This is a genomic window from Flavobacterium sp. (genome assembly GCF_044341185.1).
GTDB lineage: Bacteria > Bacteroidota > Bacteroidia > Flavobacteriales > Flavobacteriaceae > Flavobacterium.
On sequence record NZ_JBIISE010000022.1, the window covers coordinates 1 to 16,885 of the forward strand.

Consider the following 16,885-nt stretch of genomic DNA (forward strand, 5'->3'; position numbering starts at 1 on the left):
TAATTTTAACATTTGCACCATATTTTTTTGCAATTTTTTGCACTTCTGGACGAACTACTTTCGCGATATCGTGACTTTGTAAATCTCTATCTTCTTTATGTAATAAATTAACTTGGATGTCGGCCATATTGCTTCCACCGCGTAAATCGTAATGACGAACCAATCCATTAAACGTAATTGGTGCAGACGTTCCAATATAATTTTGATAATTAACTACTTCTGGAACCGTTATTATATATTGGGCAATTTCTTGAGTTACAGCTGCTGTTCTTTCTAACGTAGTGCCTTCTGGCATATCAATTACCACTTGGAATTCGTTTTTATTATCGAAAGGCAACATTTTTACTAAGACCGATTTTGTGAAAAACATCAATACCGAACCTGCTAATAAAACCACTGTAATTCCCAACATTACTCTACGTTTCGTAGAATTTTCTAAAAATGGACGTTCAATTTTATTGTATAGTTTATAAATCCAAGACGTTTCTAATCCTTGTTCTGCTTTATGCTCTTGTTCTTCTTTTTCGTGTAATAAATGATAACCTAAATAAGGTGTAACTGTTAAAGCAACAAACAACGACAATAACATTGCAATAGACGCACCAATTGGCATCGGACTCATGTATGGCCCCATCATTCCAGATACGAAAGCCATTGGTAAAATGGCAGCGATTACTGTAAATGTGGCTAAGATGGTTGGATTTCCAACTTCATTAATCGCGTAAATTGCAGCTTGTTTGAACGGCAATCGCTTCATTTTAAAATGGCGGTGCATATTTTCGGCGATGATAATACTATCATCTACTACAATTCCAACTACAAAAACTAAAGCAAAAAGCGTAATTCTGTTTAATGTATAACCCAACATATAGTAGGCAAACAACGTTAAAGCAAATGTTAATGGTACAGAAAAGAAAACCACTAAACCACCACGCCAGCCCATAGCTAACATAACTAAAAGGGTTACCGCGATAATGGCTACACCTAAATGCATTAATAATTCACCAACTTTATGCGATGCCGTTTCTCCATAATTTCTGGAAACTTCTACGTGAACATCATCGGTAATTAATGTCTTTTTTAAAGTTTCAACTTTCTCAATGATTTTATCTGAAATTTTCATCGCATCCGCGCCTTTTACTTTTCCAATTGAAATAGTAACTGCTGGATATTCTGATTTGTTTTTTGCATATTTTTCATTCGCTTTTCCGTATCCAAAAGACACATAACTTCTTGGTGTTGACGGGCCATCTTGAACTTCGGCTACCTGTTTTAAGTACACAGGCATATTTGCATTTACACCTACCACTAAATTTTCTACATCTTCTGAGGTGGTTAAAAACTCACCCGTTGTAAGTAAATATTCTTTATCATTGGCTACAAAACTTCCTGATTGGGAACTACCGTTATTAGCTTGAATCATTTGCATAATTGCTAAAGGATCTACACCATTTTCAGCCATTTTATCTTTGTCTAAAACAACTTTTAATTCGCGAGTTCTTCCACCAATTTCTTTAGTAATGGCAACATCTTTTACTTTTTCAATTTCCGAGGTAACTTCTTCCGCAATTTGACGAATTTCAAAATCATTTAATTTTTCGCTCCAAAGCGTTAATCCTAACATAGGTACATCGTCAATAGAACGTGTTTTTACCATAGGTTTAAATACGCCTTTTGGAAATATATTTTCGTTTTTCATTAACTCATCGTATAATTTTACATATGAGCGTTCTGAATCTTCACCTACATAAAACTGAACAATTATCATAGCCTGACCGTTCATAGCCATACTATGTAAATGCTCTACTCCTTTTATGTTTGATAGTACTTTTTCTAATGGCTTTATAACTCGACTTTCCACTTCTGCTGGACTTGCACCTGGATAGCCAATCATAATATCTGCCATTGGAACATTAATTTGTGGTTCTTCTTCTCGAGGAATTAAGAATGAACTGTATACTCCTATTATCATCAACCCCACCATTAATAAAATGGTTAATTTAGAATTGATGAAAAAATGAGCAATTTTACCTGATATACCTTCTTGCATTTTTTAGATTTTTAGATTGTTGGATCTTTAGATTTTTAATATTAAAATCTAATTTATTGACACTTTAGCACCATTATACAATTTACCTTCTGCTGAAACAATATATTGCTCGCTTGCCGATAAACCTGATAAAACCTCTAATTGATTACCATAAGTTTTTCCTGTTCTTACCCATCTTAAAATAGCAGTTTTCCCATTAGCAATGGTATAAATTCCTGTAAGTTGACCTTGCTTTACAAAAGCAGTTTCTGGAACCATTACTTTTTCTGATTTTACCGTAATTTCTGACTTTGTTGTATTAGAAATTGGAAATTGTACGTTTACAAACATCCCTGATAATATTGATTTATCATTTGAATTTAAAGTCACTTTCACTAAATATTGTCCACCCGTGTTTTTTGCTGAACCGCTGACTTCAGAAACCTTTCCTGACACTTCTTTATTTAAAGATTTTACCATTATTTTTACAGGCATTCCGTTTGTAATTTTGGTAATATCACTTTCAGAAACCATAGCAGTTACTTGCATTCTTGATGCGCCTTCTATACTTACTAAAGGCATACCTGGATTTGCCATATCACCTTCTTTTATAAAAGTATTGGTAACTTCACCAGAAAATGGAGCGGTAATATTTGAATATGAAAACTGCGCCATAACCTCATTTCGCATTTGTTTTGCTCCAGCTAAACCTGCTTTTGCCATTTCAAATCGCGAGGTCATATCGTCTAATTCTTTTTGAGAAGCACTTTGTTGTGCAAATAAATTGACAAAACGATCGTAATCTTTTTTAGCATTGTTGTATGCTGCTGTTGCTTGAAGTATTGAGGCATCAACTTGTGCTTTTTTAGCTTCTAAATCAGAACTATTGATACTTACTAAAAGTTGTCCAGCGCCAACTTTTTGACCTGTTTTTACGTGAACTTTGGTTACATAACCCATCATTCTTGTACTTAAATTAGCACTACTCTCTGCCTCAGTTTTTCCGCTTGCGGTAATAAATTCTGAGTTATTAGCAGCAGAACCGTTTACTACAACTTTAATAGCTGGTTCGTTATTGGTTACTTCTTTTGCTTCTTTTCCACAAGAAAATAATACTAAAGTGGAAAGGCTTAAAATAATTATTTTTTTCATATTTTAAAAATTGAGATTGATAATTGAAATTGCTATTGAAATTTACTTCGTTAAAAACTGTAAATATTGTTTGGTAAAATTATATTCAAAAACCGCTTGTAATTGCTCTAATTCTTTTTGAATCATTTGTGTTTCAGATTGCAATAAATCGGTAGTTTTTTCTAAACCTTGTGCAAATCTGTTCTGGCGAATTCTGTACGCTTCTTGCGATTGTTCGAAAGCTAATTTCGACAAATTCACTTTGTTTTCTGCGTCTTTTAATTGGCGATTGGTTTTGTTTAATTCCAATTGACTTTGCTTAGTATATTGGTCTTTTTCTACATCGGCTTTTTGAGATTCTGCCTTAGCTTTCTGATATTTCCCAACAGTTTTATAACCATCAAAAACATTCCAAGATAACTGGGCACCAACTAAATAGCCTTTTGCCGATGTTCCTAAAATGGTTGCGTCGTACATTTCATAACTTCCAAAAGCATTTAATCTTGGTAAAAACGTCATTTTTGAAGATTGTAACATTTTTGCATACGCTTCCGAAGATTTACTCATCGCTTGAATGTCTTTTCTATTTTCAGATAAAGTAGTATTCATAGCTTCGATGGAAATTGTATTTTCTAACGCTTCAGATGGTTTATACACTTTTCCTTGCGTGTCTTCGTTTAATAAAAACCCTAAATAATCTGAAGCATTTTGCACGTTACTTTTTGCATATTGCAACTGATTGGCAATTTCATTTACACGAACTTGTACGTTTAACAAATCTGTTTTTTGCAACATACCTTGTTTGAAATAATTTTCTACTAATTTCAAATTGGCTTTTCCTGTTGTATTTGCTTTTTCTAAAACTTTTACTGCTTTATAGGCCAATTGCAACTGCATATATGCTTTTGAAACCTCTAATTCAAGGTATTCTTTGGTGCGTTCGGTTTGTAATTGAAACGCCTCCATTTTGGCTTTAGCTGCTTGTCTTCCATAAAAACCATCAACATTAATTAATGGTTGTTGAATTTCAAATTTCGTTGCAAAATTTTGTGTTTTTGCAGGATCGTTTAATAAAGCTGGATTAAAATCAGAAGCGGTTAAAATTTCTTGATTTAATTTTGAACCAAATGCCATTAATGGATTTGTAGTTGAAATTCCGGTATGTGAAACCGAAATATTTGGCAAGTAAACTGCTTTTGCCTGATTGTAATCTGCTTTTGCGGATTGGGCATTTTTTTCGGCAATTTTTAATTGTAAATTAGTTGAAGTTATTTTCTTAGAAATATCGTTTTTAGAAATGGACAGCGTGTCTTGTGCCAATCCAAAAACAGAAAATAATACTGCTGAACTTAAAATAGTGTGTTTAAATTTTTTCATAATCCTAAATTAATTATGAGACAAATGTAAACGCATAAAAAATAATGTACAGTAACAAGTGTTACAGAGGTGGGAAATTTATTTAATTGAACCTGTTATGGCTAAAAGTCGTTTTACTCCCACCAATTTTTAATAGCAACTTTAGATATACTTTTCATTTCAGTAATATCTAAACTATTTATTTTGCCTTTCAAGGTAATATCAATCCAGCCTTTTGAATAATGTTTTTCGGCTACAGAAAATTCAGCTACACCAATATCAAAACTACAATCAACACTTGGGACTCTATAATCTCCCCAATGACACTTTTTTTTAGTTTTGGAATTATACATTGTCCAACTTCCTTTAAAAGCATTGTTAAAATAAGCGTCAGAATGTATATTTATAGTATCATATTGTATTTTATTATCTTTGTCTAAAAACCATTTGGATTCTAAATCACCACTAAAAAAGCCTGAATGTGATTGTAATTTATTTTCATAAAACTCATATTTAGCACTCAGTAAACCTTGAGTTTTTATACCTGAATTTTTATATTCATCATCTACTCCAAAATGTTCTCTTTTAGATTCTTGAATTTTATCAATTGTAATTTTTCCAATGAATTCGCAAACATTTTCTTTGACTTTAGATTTTCCATAAACAAAATACTCATTTTGATTATTGATGTTTTTCGAAATAGAAATTAACTTTATTTGAATTCTTTGAAAATCGTCTCCTAAAATTCCATATACTATATTGTTGTCTGTTTGGAGCCACAATTCGGAGAAATCATATTTTAAAAATTTTTCAATTTCATTATTTGGAAGTAATTTTTCACCATCCATAATATCTGTTTTGCACAAGTTTTGCGAAAAAGAACTTATCGATAAAAATATTGATACTAATAGAATTTTATATTTCATTTTATGATTTTAATAAACCTACAACAACTCAATATACGCTCTATTCAATTTAATTTTTCCTTTGTTTTCTAAAGCTTTTAAAATTCGGGAAATTACGACTCTTGACGTATTTAAATCGTAAGCAATTTCTTGATGTGTTTTTTTAATTTGGTTGGACGTATTAATTTTAGATTTTTCTAAAAGATAATTTAGTAATCTTTCATCCATATTCATAAATGCTAAATGATCAATTGTTGTTAGCATTTCTTTCAATCGATTGTTATAGCTGTTAAATACAAAATTTCTCCAAGTGGCATATTTCCCAAGCCATTCGTTCATTTTAGCTACCGGAATTAAAATTAGTTGACCGTCAGTTTCTGCTATAGCGCGGATTTCACTTTTGGCATTTCCTAAGCAACACTGCATAGACATGGCGCAAGTATCTCCTTTTTCTATAAAATACAAAAGCAGTTCGCCTTCATCAAAATCTTCACGTAAAATTTTAATGGCTCCAGTTAACATTAATGGCATATTTTTAATGTTTTCATTAAAATCTATAATAATATCGCCTTCTTTGAAATCGTGAATCTTAGAAATTTCTAAAATTTCGTTTATCAAACTTCCTTCAAAAATAAAATTATACGTGTTTTGGAGTGTGTTTTTCATTTTTAGGAAAATTTAAGTTTCCATTAGCGAATTTAGTAAATTCAAAAAACAAAAAGTGAAAAAATAAAAAAGATTTGAATGGAAAGTATATAAAATAAAAAAGGCGAAAATTTCTTTTCACCCTTTTTGCCCCAAATCTACCATAAAACTTAACCTACTAATTTTCTGGTTATGTAAAAGTATACTAAGATATTTTACAAAAACAAAATAATTGTTGTATTGCTAATATTCTCGATGAAATGCACTTTTTTAATACGCACGTGCTCCATTTCCTTCATAAAAGTTGATAAAAGCCGTATTTACAACTCGGTTTCCTCCAGGTGTTGGATAGTTTCCAGTGAAGTACCAATCGCCTAAATTTTTAGGACACGCTTTATGTAAATCTTCTACTTTTTGGAAAATGATTTTCACTTTTGCTTTCACTTCTTTTGAAGTTAGCATTTCTGCCATTTTATCTGAAATTTGCTCATCTGTAAACGGATTGTAAATTTCTTTTACATGATTTACAACTTCTGTATCTTTTATCCCTTGTTGTGCTTTACATTTTTTATAAACGTCTTCAACAATTTGATATTGATTGGTTTCTTTTAAAAGTTCTAATGCTGCTTTAAAAGCGATGAAACCTTCTAAAGTACTCATATCAATTCCGTAACAATCAGGATATCTAATTTGAGGAGCAGACGAAACTACTACAATTTTCTTAGGATGTAATCGGTCTAAAATTTTTATAATGCTTTGTTTTAACGTTGTTCCTCTAACAATACTGTCATCAATAATTACCAAATTATCAGTTGGTTTTACTACGCCGTATGTAATGTCGTACACATGTGCTACCATTTCATCTCTACTACTGTCCTCCGTAATAAAAGTACGAAGTTTTACATCTTTAATAGCTATTTTTTCGGTACGAACTTTTTCGGCTAAAATTTCGTTTAACCCTTTTTCGTCTAAAGTGTCTTTTTGCGCAATAATATCTTTAACCTTTTGTTCGTCTAAGAATTTTTGAGCCGCTTCAGCCATTCCATAAAAAGAAGTTTCCGCCGTATTTGGAATAAAAGAGAATACAGAATTATGTATGTCATTCTCAATTTCTTTTAAAACGCTTGGAAAAACATATTTTCCTAATAATTTTCTTTCTTGATATATTTCGGCATCACTTCCGCGAGAAAAATAAATTCTTTCAAAAGAACAGGCTTTTTTATGTACACATTCTCTAATGTTTTCGAAAATAACATTTCCGTTTTTCTTAACAATAATGGCATCACCCGCTTCTAATTCTTTAACATCTTCGAAGGCAACATTAAAAACCGTTTGAATAACTGGGCGCTCTGAAGCTACCACCACAATTTCGTCATCTTGGTAATAATATGCTGGACGTATTCCGTTTGGATCTCTTACCACAAAAGCATCTCCATGACCTAAAAGTCCCGCCATAGCGTACCCACCATCAAAATTTTTAGAGGCTCTTTTTAAAATTCTTCCTATATTTAATCGCTCTGCAATAACTGGCGAAGCTTCTAATTTTGTAAGTCCTTCATTTTTACAATCTAAATACAATTGTGTAATTTCATCATCTAAAAAATGCCCGATTTTTTCCATTACGGTTACCGTATCTGCCATTAATTTTGGATGTTGACCAACATCAACTAAATCTTGGAATAACTCTTTAACATTGGTCATGTTAAAGTTTCCAGCAACTAGTAAGTTTCTGTGCATCCAATTGTTTTGACGTAAAAAAGGGTGAACGCTTTCAATGCTGTTTTTCCCGAAAGTTCCATATCGTACGTGACCTAAAAATAATTCGCCTACATAAGGAATGTTTTCTTTTTGCAACGCTACATTATTTTGATACGTCGGATTTTTAGCTAATTCCTCAGAAATTCTGGTGTTAATTTGACCAAAAATATCCTGAATAGGTTGCGCTTGATTAGAACGTATTCTGCTAATATATCTTTGACCTGGTTTTACGTCTAGTTTAATACTAGCAAAACCGGCACCATCTTGTCCGCGATTGTGTTGTTTTTCCATTAAAAGGTACATTTTTTCTACCCCGTAAAAAGCCGTACCATATTTTTCTCTATAGTATTCTAATGGTTTTAATAGTCTAAGTAAGGCAATTCCACATTCGTGTTTAATAGCGTCGCTCATAGTTGTTATTGTGTTGTATTATTTATTGTATTAAAAATGCCCCGAAATTTCGAGGCTTAATTTGGTCTTATAATTTGATGTCAAATTGTGTTAACGACTTAAATTGTTGTAAACGAGCATAAACATCTTCTTTGTTTAAGTTTACCATTCTTTCCGTTCCAAATTTTTCTACACAAAATGATGCTAAATTTGAGCCGTGAATAATGGCGTTTTTCATATTTTCAAAAGAAATATCTTCAGATTGAGCAATATATCCAGAAAATCCTCCTGCAAACGTATCTCCTGCTCCTGTTGGGTCAAAAACTTCTTCTAACGGCAATGCTGGCGCAAAGAAAACATCTTTATTATGGAAAATTAAAGCTCCGTGTTCTCCTTTTTTAATAACTACATATTTAGGACCCATAGTGTGAATTTTTGCTGCCGCTTTTACTAAAGAATATTCTCCAGATAATTGACGTGCTTCTTCATCGTTGATTGTAATTACATCAACACGTTTTATTACCTCTAATAATTCAGGTAACGCACAATCCATCCAAAAATTCATCGTATCTAAAACTACTAATTTTGGTTGAGTTGTCATTTGATTTAAAACGGATGATTGCACAATTGGATGTAAATTTCCTAACATAACCACCGATGCATCTTTATATGCTTGAGGCACCACAGGATTAAAATCCGCTAATACATTTAACTCCGTAGCTAAAGTATCACGAGAATTCATATCGTTATGATATTTTCCACTCCAAAAGAAAGTTTTTCCGCCTTTTACAATTTCAATTCCTTCAATATTTATATTTCTTTCTGATAATAAATCTAAATGTTCTTGTGGAAAATCTTCACCTACAACAGATACTATTGCCGAATCCAGTTTAAAAAATGATGCGGATAAGCCAATATAAGTTGCTGCGCCTCCTAAAATTTTATCTGTTTTTCCAAAAGGGGTTTCAATAGCATCAAAAGCTACAGTTCCTACAATTAATAATTTACTCATTTACTTTGTTTTAAATAAGTGGCAAAGATAGTTATTCCGTTTGAAGTTTAAAAATGTAGGACTAATTTTAGTTATAAAAAAATTTGAAGCAAAAGAAACATATTGATACTATTGTAAAAGTTATTTTTTATAGTAATTTTGAATAGATATATACTATTTTTCATTGGAAGCACCAAAAACCTCACTTACTACAAAAGAAATTATCAGCAAATTAGAGTATTACTGCTCTTACCAAGATCGTTGTCATAAAGAAGTGGAACAAAAATTACGAAGTTTTACGTTACTTCCTGAACTAAAGGAACAAATTATTGTACATCTTATCGAAAATAAATATATTGATGAAGAACGTTTTGCTAAAAGTTTTGCAAGAGGAAAACACAACTATAAAGGTTGGGGTAAAAACCGAATTGTTCAAGAATTAAAGTTCAGAGAAATATCTAAAAGAAACATTGATTTAGCTTTATTGGAACTACCAAACGATATTTATTTAGCTAATTTTCATACACTTGCAGAAAAAAACTGGAACAGTATTAAAGAACGAAAAGGACAAAAGAAAAATAAAAAATTTGTAGATTTCTTACTCCGAAAAGGATACGAAACCAATTTAATTTTTGAAAAACTTAAACAATTAGATAATTAGAACAATTACCTAATTGGCACATTGTCACATTAATCAATTGGCACTTTAATTCCTTATCTTTGCAAAAAATAAAACCTTATGTTAGAAAATAAAGATCAAAAAACAACGAGCATTGCCAGTTTAGGTGAATTCGGATTAATTGAACACTTAACCAAGCATTTCAAAATTAATCAAGAAAGTACGCTAAAAGGTATTGGTGACGACGCCGCTGTTTTAGACTTTGCAGGCAAAAAAGCAGTAATTTCTACCGATTTATTAGTAGAAGGTGTGCATTTCGATTTAAGCTACATGCCTTTAAAACATTTGGGATACAAAGCAATTGTGTCTAATGTTTCAGACATTTGTGCGATGAATGCAATTCCTACTCAGGTTACCGTTTCAGTGGCGGTTTCAAATCGTTTTCCGTTAGAAGCTATGGAAGAACTTTTTGCAGGAATTACTTTAGCAGCCAACGCCTATAATGTAGATGTAATTGGCGGCGACACCACGTCTTCTCAAAAAGGATTAATTATAAGCATTACAGCTATTGGCGAGGCAAATTTAAATGAAATTACCTACCGAAATGGCGCACAACAAACTGATTTATTAGTTGTTTCTGGCGATTTAGGTGCTGCATATATGGGTTTACAAGTTTTGGAAAGAGAAAAACAAGTATTTCAAGTCAACCCTAATAACCAACCTATTTTAGACGATTATACTTATTTAATTGAACGTCAATTGAAGCCAGAGGCCAGAAATGACGTAAAAGAATTGCTAGAAAAATTAGAAGTACAACCTACCGCTATGATTGATATTTCAGACGGATTGTCCTCTGAAATTATGCATATTTGTAAGCAGAGTAAATTAGGTTGTAATGTGTATGAAGACAAAATTCCAGTTGACCCACAATTAATAAATGTGTGTGAAGAATTTAATGTAGATATTACCACAATTGCCTTAAATGGCGGAGAAGACTACGAATTGCTTTTCACAATAAAAATGGACGATTTCGAAAAATTAAAACACAATCCAAATTTTACGATTATTGGTCATATGGTTGCGGAAAGTGAAGGCATGCACTTGGTTACTCGCGCCAACACAAAAATTGAACTTAAAGCCAGAGGCTGGAATGCTATAAATGAGGAATAAAATTGATTGGAAAACTATTCTACAACAATTTCTGTTCTTCCGTTTCGTAAAAAGTATCGATATTTAAATTTTTTTGTTGCGAGGCCATCACGGCTAATTCGTCACAGCGTTCGTTTTGAGGATGATTGTTATGGCCTTTAATCCATTTGAATTTCACCTGATGTTGTCTGTAGATTTTTAAAAACCGCAACCATAAATCGGGATTTTTTTTGTCTTTGAAGTATTTTTTCTCCCAACCAAACACCCAACCTTTTTCTACAGAATCTACAACATATTTAGAGTCTGAGACTATCAAGACAGTGGTTTTAGGTGCTTTCAATTTTTCTAACCCTACAATTACGGCTAGTAATTCCATTCTGTTATTTGTAGTATGTCTAAATCCTTCAAAAAACTCTTTTTTGTATGGCGTACCCACCATTTCCATTACCACACCATAACCACCTGGACCCGGATTTCCTTTGGCAGCGCCATCTGTATATATGTGAACTTGGTAGGACATTTTGAATTGTTAGATTGATTAGATTTTTAGATTGATTAGATTATTAGACATTGAAATTAAGAAATTTTAGTGGTTTGACTTTCTAACAAGTCTAACCTTCTAAAAATCTCTCAATCACTTTCGGAAAATGTTCCATTTCCAATTCGTGAATTTTTTGTGCGATTTCTTCTGCTTTTTTACAATTTTCAATATTTACGTTGGTTTGAAAAATAAATTCGCCTTCATCAAAATGTTCGTTCACATAATGAATCGTAATTCCTGTTTCCTTTTCTTTATTTTTAAAAACTGATTGATGTACGTGCATACCATACATCCCTTTTCCTCCATAATTAGGCAATAACGCCGGATGAATGTTAATTACTTTATTCGGAAATTCGTTAATTATATGAATGGGAAATTTTAATAAAAAACCTGCTAAAACAATTAAATCAGGTTGCAATTGCTTTAGCTGATTTAAAACGGTATCATCTGAAAGTGCTGATTTATTGAAAACAAAAGTAGGAACTTTAAATTTTTTTGCTCTTTCAATTACTTTAGCTTCAGAATTGTTTGTAAACACGCCTACAACAGAAACGGCATTTGATGTGTCAAAATAAGTCATAATATTTTCGGCATTAGTGCCATTTCCGGAAGCAAAAAGTACAATCTTCTTCATTTCAATCTATTTTTTTAACTTATTATAGCAATAAACCACATAAATATCACACAAAAGTATAAATTCATTTAGGTTTAATGGCAAAAAATAAAAGAAATTAAAAAATAATTTAAATGAAAAGCATAGAGAATTAGGCTATTTTAAGTTTTTTTTATACATTCGTAGTTATATTTACTAACAAAAATGTTGTATTAAAATAAAGTTTTTTATTTTTGCCAACAAATAAATTAAAAATTAAAAATTATGTCAGACATTGCATCAAGAGTAAAAGCGATTATCGTGGACAAATTAGGTGTTGACGAAAACGAAGTAGTAACAGAAGCAAGCTTCACTAACGATTTAGGTGCTGATTCATTAGACACTGTAGAGCTTATTATGGAATTCGAAAAAGAATTTGATATCCAAATTCCAGACGACCAAGCTGAAAACATTGCTACTGTAGGTCAAGCAATTTCTTACATCGAAGAAGCTAAGAAATAATAACCTTTCATCCGTATAATTTATTTTATACGGATGTTGTTATTTTTTGTTTCTGTTTTTAAAAATCTTTGTTTAGATTTGTAAAAACATTGATTGTATTACAATCATTCACATAAGACATTTATGTAATACCCAATGTTGATATTTAATTATGACGCATTGGGTTTTTCTATATAACTAAAAAATAATTTATGCAATTAAAACGTGTAGTGGTAACAGGACTTGGAGCACTTACTCCAATTGGAAATAATATTCAAGAATATTGGAATGCCTTAATTAGCGGTAAAAGCGGTGCGGCTCCAATTACGTATTATGATACCGAAAAACATAAAACCAAATTTGCTTGTGAAGTAAAAAACTTCAATATCGAAGATTTTATCGATAGAAAAGAAGCAAGACGTATGGATAAATTTGCACAATACGCTATAGTTGCTGGTGAACAAGCAATTGCAGATGCCGGGATTTTAGAATCTAACGTAAATAAGCAAAGAGTTGGTGTAATTTGGGGTGCTGGAATTGGTGGTTTAGAAACGTTTCAAGAAGAAGTTCTAAGTTATGCTAAAGGTGACGGAACACCTCGTTTCAATCCTTTCTTTATTCCAAAAATGATTGCCGATATTGCTCCTGCTCATATTTCTATGAGAAATGGATTTATGGGTCCAAACTACACAACCGTTTCCGCTTGTGCTTCTTCAGCTAATGCCATGATTGACGCTTTTAACTACATACGTTTAGGAATGTGTGATGTGATTGTGTCTGGAGGCTCTGAAGCAGCGGTAACTATCGCAGGAATGGGTGGGTTTAACTCTATGCAAGCGTTATCTACAAGAAACGATTCGCCAGAAACGGCTTCTAGACCATTTGACGCTAATAGAGATGGTTTTGTTTTAGGTGAAGGTGCAGGTGCTTTAGTTTTTGAGGAATACGAACATGCAAAAGCCCGTGGTGCAAAAATATATTGTGAAGTTGGCGGTGGCGGAATGTCATCTGATGCCTATCACTTAACGGCGCCACATCCAGAAGGAATTGGAGTGATTGCAGTAATGGAAAACACATTACGTGATGCCGGCATGAAACCTGAAGAAGTAGATCACATCAACACGCACGGAACGTCTACGCCCTTAGGTGATGTTGCAGAATTAAAAGCAATTAGTCACGTTTTTGGTGCACACGCTAAAAATATAAATATCAATTCTACAAAATCAATGACAGGGCACTTGTTAGGAGCTGCTGGAGCGATTGAGGCAATTGCTTCAATATTAGCCATGAAACACAGTCTTGTTCCTCCAACAATAAACCACACCACAGTTGATGAAAATATTGATCCGTCATTAAACTTGACTTTAAACACGCCTCAAAAAAGAGAAATTAAAGTGGCAATGAGTAATACTTTTGGATTTGGTGGACATAATGCTTGTGTGCTTTTCAAAAAATTAGAAGAATAACTTCATGCGTCGCATTTTTAATAAAATATTGAAAAAATCCCCTTCTTCTAATCAAGACGGGGTTTTTTTTGAAAAAATTACCAAAATATTAGGATTTAAACCCAATACAGAAATTTATTACAAACATGCCTTCACGCACCGTTCCTCTAACCAAACCGATGAAAACGGATTCCCAATTAGTTACGAACGTTTAGAGTTCTTAGGTGACGCTATGTTAGGCAGCGTAATTGCAGCTCATTTGTATAAAAAAGTACCAACTGGTGATGAAGGTTATTTAACAAAAATGCGCTCTAAAATTGTAAGTAGAGAGCATTTAAATGAATTAGGCAGAGACTTTAATTTGGTTCAATTTATAGAAAGCAAAGTGAGTCCTTCCCATTTTGGAGACAATATTCATGGAAATTTATGCGAAGCTTTTATTGGCGCCATATATTTAGATAAAGGATATCCGTATTGTGAGAAATTTATTCAGGAAAAAATCATCAAACAATACGTGGATATTGAGCGATTAGAAGGTAAAGTTATTAGCTATAAAAGTTTAATTATCGAATGGTGTCAGAAAGAAAAAATTACTTTTAAATTTGATATTTTTGAAGATGATGGTAAAGAAGGAGTAAAATACTTTGGTGTAAAATTACTAATGGATAATCAGGTAATTAGCAAAGCTAGAGCCACTTCGAAGAAAAAAGCAGAAGAAACAGCTGCAAAAAGAGCCTTTTTTGCATTACAAGATAAAATTGAAAACAAATCCTAAATTTTTTATCAACTACAACGTTTGAATTAAAAATTTAATTGTTTAGAAGCCTTTTTTTCTACAATTTAATAATTTTTACTACTATCTTTACGATTATTAAAAAAATAAATGGCAAATCTTAAACTTACATTCGACGATTTTGAATCAAATGATTTTGAGTTACTTGCGATTCATTCTAATTTAAAAGATTTTAAATTAACCTTTTTAATAAACTTAAAATTGAATGTTTTAATGGCAAAAAATGATAACGAAATTTCTATAAAATCTTCTAACGGAACGGGAAAATTTTCAAGATTTAGTTATGATGATTATAACCAAGATATAACTTGGGAACTCATTAAAAATCAAACCAGTTTTAATTCGAACCAAAATAACACGGGTTTCTTTTCTGAGGATAATATTACAATGAATTTAATTCCAGAATTAAAAACAGCCGATTATTTATTAAAAATAGACAATATAGATTCAAGCTTTAAAAGCGAAGAAGTTATTCAAAAAATAAGTACTATACAAAATGTTTCTACTATTTATAAAGTAGATACAACTAATTTAAAATCGATAAACAATTTAATTTTTTAAATATGCATACAACAAAAAAAACAAAAATTGTTGCCACATTAGGTCCTGCTTGTAGTAGCAAAGAAGTTATTAAAAAAATGATTGACGCAGGAGTTAATGTTTTTAGAATTAACTTTTCTCACGCAGATTATACCGATGTAAAAGAAAGAATAGATATCATCCGTGAATTAAATGCCGAATTTGGCTATACCACTTCTATTTTAGCCGATTTACAAGGACCAAAATTACGCGTTGGTGTAATGAAAGAAGATGTAATGGTGCATCCTGGAGATATAATTACTTTCCAGACTTCAGAAGATATTCCTGGAACTGCTGACAGGGTTTATATGAACTATAAAGAATTTCCAAAAGATGTAAATCCTGGAGAAAGAATTCTTTTAGATGATGGAAAACTAATGTTCGAAGCCATTGAAACCAATAGAGTTGACGAAGTAGTTTGTAAAGTAATTCAAGGCGGGCCGTTAAAATCTAAAAAAGGAGTAAATTTACCAAACACAAAAGTATCGCTTCCTGCATTGACAGTAAAAGATATTAAAGATGCTATTTTTGCTTGTGAAAACAAAGTAGATTGGATGGCACTTTCGTTTGTTAGAACTAAAGAAGATATTAAAGATTTACAAGATTTAATTGCAGAACATTCTGAACATAAAATTCCAATTGTTGCCAAAATTGAAAAACCGGAAGCAGTTGAAAATATTGACGAAATTGTTGTTGCTTGTGATGGTTTAATGGTAGCTCGTGGTGATTTAGGTGTTGAAGTACCTGCGCAAGAAGTACCATTAATTCAGAAAAAACTAATTTTAAAGGCAAAATTAGCGCGTATTCCAGTAATTGTAGCTACTCAGATGATGGAAACAATGATTACTAGCTTAACGCCTACAAGAGCAGAGGTAAATGATGTAGCCAACTCGGTTATGGATGGTGCAGATGCCGTAATGCTTTCTGGCGAAACTTCTGTTGGAAATTATCCAGTTCAAGTTATTGAAACCATGACAAGTATTATTGAAAGTGTAGAAGACTCTCCACTTATTAATGTACCTCATATTGCGCCAACAAAAAGAAACGATAGATATATCACTAAATCTATTTGTTTTAATGCAGCAGGTATGGCAGATACTATTAATGCAAAAGCTGTTACTACGTTAACAAATAGTGGTTATACCGCTTTTCAAATTTCAGCTTGGCGACCTCACGCACACATTTTAGTATTTACTTCAAACGAAAGAATAGTAACGCAATTAAATTTACTTTGGGGCGTAAGAGCGTTCTTTTACAATAAATTTACAAGTACTGATGATACTATTGATGACATCAATAAAATTTGTAAAGACAAGAAATACGTTAAAAAAGGTGATATGGTAATTAATCTTGCCTCTATGCCGATTGCTAACAAAGGAATGGTAAACACCTTAAGAATTTCTGAAATCGAATAACAAATCAAATAAAAATATAAAATCCCAAATTCTTAGTTGAATTTGG

16 protein-coding genes are annotated in these 16,885 nt (G+C 32.0%); 7 read left to right on the forward strand and 9 right to left on the reverse strand.

The window, feature by feature from the left end; genetic code table 11:
- The 7 genes from ACIQZ1_RS06220 to ACIQZ1_RS06250 form a co-directional block, all read right to left on the reverse strand.
- The coding region (locus ACIQZ1_RS06220) for an efflux RND transporter permease subunit (protein WP_396160051.1) at positions 1-2,050 on the reverse strand (2,050 nt) is incomplete at its 3' end.
- Positions 2,051-2,098: 48 nt separating this feature from the next.
- A complete protein-coding gene (locus ACIQZ1_RS06225) occupies positions 2,099-3,181 on the reverse strand; it encodes an efflux RND transporter periplasmic adaptor subunit (protein ID WP_396160053.1) in 1,083 nt (360 codons plus the stop codon).
- Positions 3,182-3,223: 42 nt separating this feature from the next.
- Entirely contained in the window at positions 3,224-4,537 is a 1,314-nt protein-coding gene (locus tag ACIQZ1_RS06230) for a TolC family protein (protein ID WP_396160055.1), read from the reverse strand.
- Positions 4,538-4,650: 113 nt separating this feature from the next.
- A complete protein-coding gene (locus ACIQZ1_RS06235; RefSeq protein WP_396160057.1) occupies positions 4,651-5,442 on the reverse strand; it encodes a hypothetical protein in 792 nt (263 codons plus the stop codon).
- An 18-nt stretch (positions 5,443-5,460) separates the two neighbouring features.
- Positions 5,461-6,087 (reverse strand): Crp/Fnr family transcriptional regulator, encoded by a 627-nt coding sequence (locus ACIQZ1_RS06240; protein WP_396160059.1) that lies wholly within the window; start codon positions 6,085-6,087, stop codon positions 5,461-5,463.
- Between the two features lie 249 nt (positions 6,088-6,336).
- Positions 6,337-8,235 (reverse strand): amidophosphoribosyltransferase, encoded by a 1,899-nt coding sequence (locus ACIQZ1_RS06245; RefSeq protein WP_396160061.1) that lies wholly within the window; start codon positions 8,233-8,235, stop codon positions 6,337-6,339.
- Positions 8,236-8,302: 67 nt separating this feature from the next.
- Positions 8,303-9,226 (reverse strand): PfkB family carbohydrate kinase, encoded by a 924-nt coding sequence (locus ACIQZ1_RS06250; protein ID WP_396148088.1) that lies wholly within the window; start codon positions 9,224-9,226, stop codon positions 8,303-8,305.
- 163 nt (positions 9,227-9,389) lie between these two features.
- On the opposite strand from ACIQZ1_RS06250, the gene ACIQZ1_RS06255 reads away from it, so the two are divergent.
- The gene (locus tag ACIQZ1_RS06255) at positions 9,390-9,866 is read left to right on the forward strand and encodes a regulatory protein RecX (RefSeq protein ID WP_396160063.1); all 477 of its coding nucleotides are present in this window, start codon (positions 9,390-9,392) and stop codon (positions 9,864-9,866) included.
- 78 nt (positions 9,867-9,944) lie between these two features.
- Positions 9,945-10,994: a thiamine-phosphate kinase gene (gene thiL / locus ACIQZ1_RS06260; RefSeq protein ID WP_396160065.1), complete on the forward strand. Its 1,050-nt coding sequence runs from the start codon at positions 9,945-9,947 to the stop codon at positions 10,992-10,994.
- A 19-nt stretch (positions 10,995-11,013) separates the two neighbouring features.
- Here thiL and rnhA read toward each other — a convergent pair whose 3' ends face one another.
- Together rnhA and ACIQZ1_RS06270 are read right to left on the reverse strand one after the other, a co-directional pair.
- Positions 11,014-11,493: a ribonuclease HI gene (gene rnhA / locus ACIQZ1_RS06265; RefSeq protein ID WP_396160067.1), complete on the reverse strand. Its 480-nt coding sequence runs from the start codon at positions 11,491-11,493 to the stop codon at positions 11,014-11,016.
- Between the two features lie 91 nt (positions 11,494-11,584).
- Entirely contained in the window at positions 11,585-12,148 is a 564-nt protein-coding gene (locus ACIQZ1_RS06270) for a phosphoribosylglycinamide formyltransferase (RefSeq protein ID WP_396160069.1), read from the reverse strand.
- A gap of 243 nt (positions 12,149-12,391) precedes the next feature.
- Here ACIQZ1_RS06270 and ACIQZ1_RS06275 point away from each other — a divergent pair, with 243 nt between their 5' ends.
- The 5 genes from ACIQZ1_RS06275 (at position 12,392) to pyk (ending at position 16,839) form a co-directional block, all read left to right on the forward strand.
- Entirely contained in the window at positions 12,392-12,628 is a 237-nt protein-coding gene (locus ACIQZ1_RS06275) for an acyl carrier protein (RefSeq protein WP_007137004.1), read from the forward strand.
- A gap of 191 nt (positions 12,629-12,819) precedes the next feature.
- On the forward strand, positions 12,820-14,073 hold the full coding sequence (gene fabF / locus ACIQZ1_RS06280) for a beta-ketoacyl-ACP synthase II (protein ID WP_291241828.1): 1,254 nt from the start codon (positions 12,820-12,822) through the stop codon (positions 14,071-14,073).
- A 4-nt stretch (positions 14,074-14,077) separates the two neighbouring features.
- Positions 14,078-14,827 carry a ribonuclease III gene (gene rnc, locus ACIQZ1_RS06285; protein WP_396160071.1) on the forward strand — a complete coding sequence of 250 codons (750 nt, stop codon included), beginning with the start codon at positions 14,078-14,080 and terminating at the stop codon, positions 14,825-14,827.
- A 108-nt stretch (positions 14,828-14,935) separates the two neighbouring features.
- Entirely contained in the window at positions 14,936-15,406 is a 471-nt protein-coding gene (locus ACIQZ1_RS06290; RefSeq protein ID WP_396160073.1) for an IPExxxVDY family protein, read from the forward strand.
- 2 nt (positions 15,407-15,408) lie between these two features.
- Positions 15,409-16,839, forward strand: coding sequence for a pyruvate kinase (gene pyk, locus ACIQZ1_RS06295; protein ID WP_396160075.1), 1,431 nt, complete (start codon positions 15,409-15,411; stop codon positions 16,837-16,839).
- The last annotated feature ends 46 nt before the right edge of the window (positions 16,840-16,885 follow it).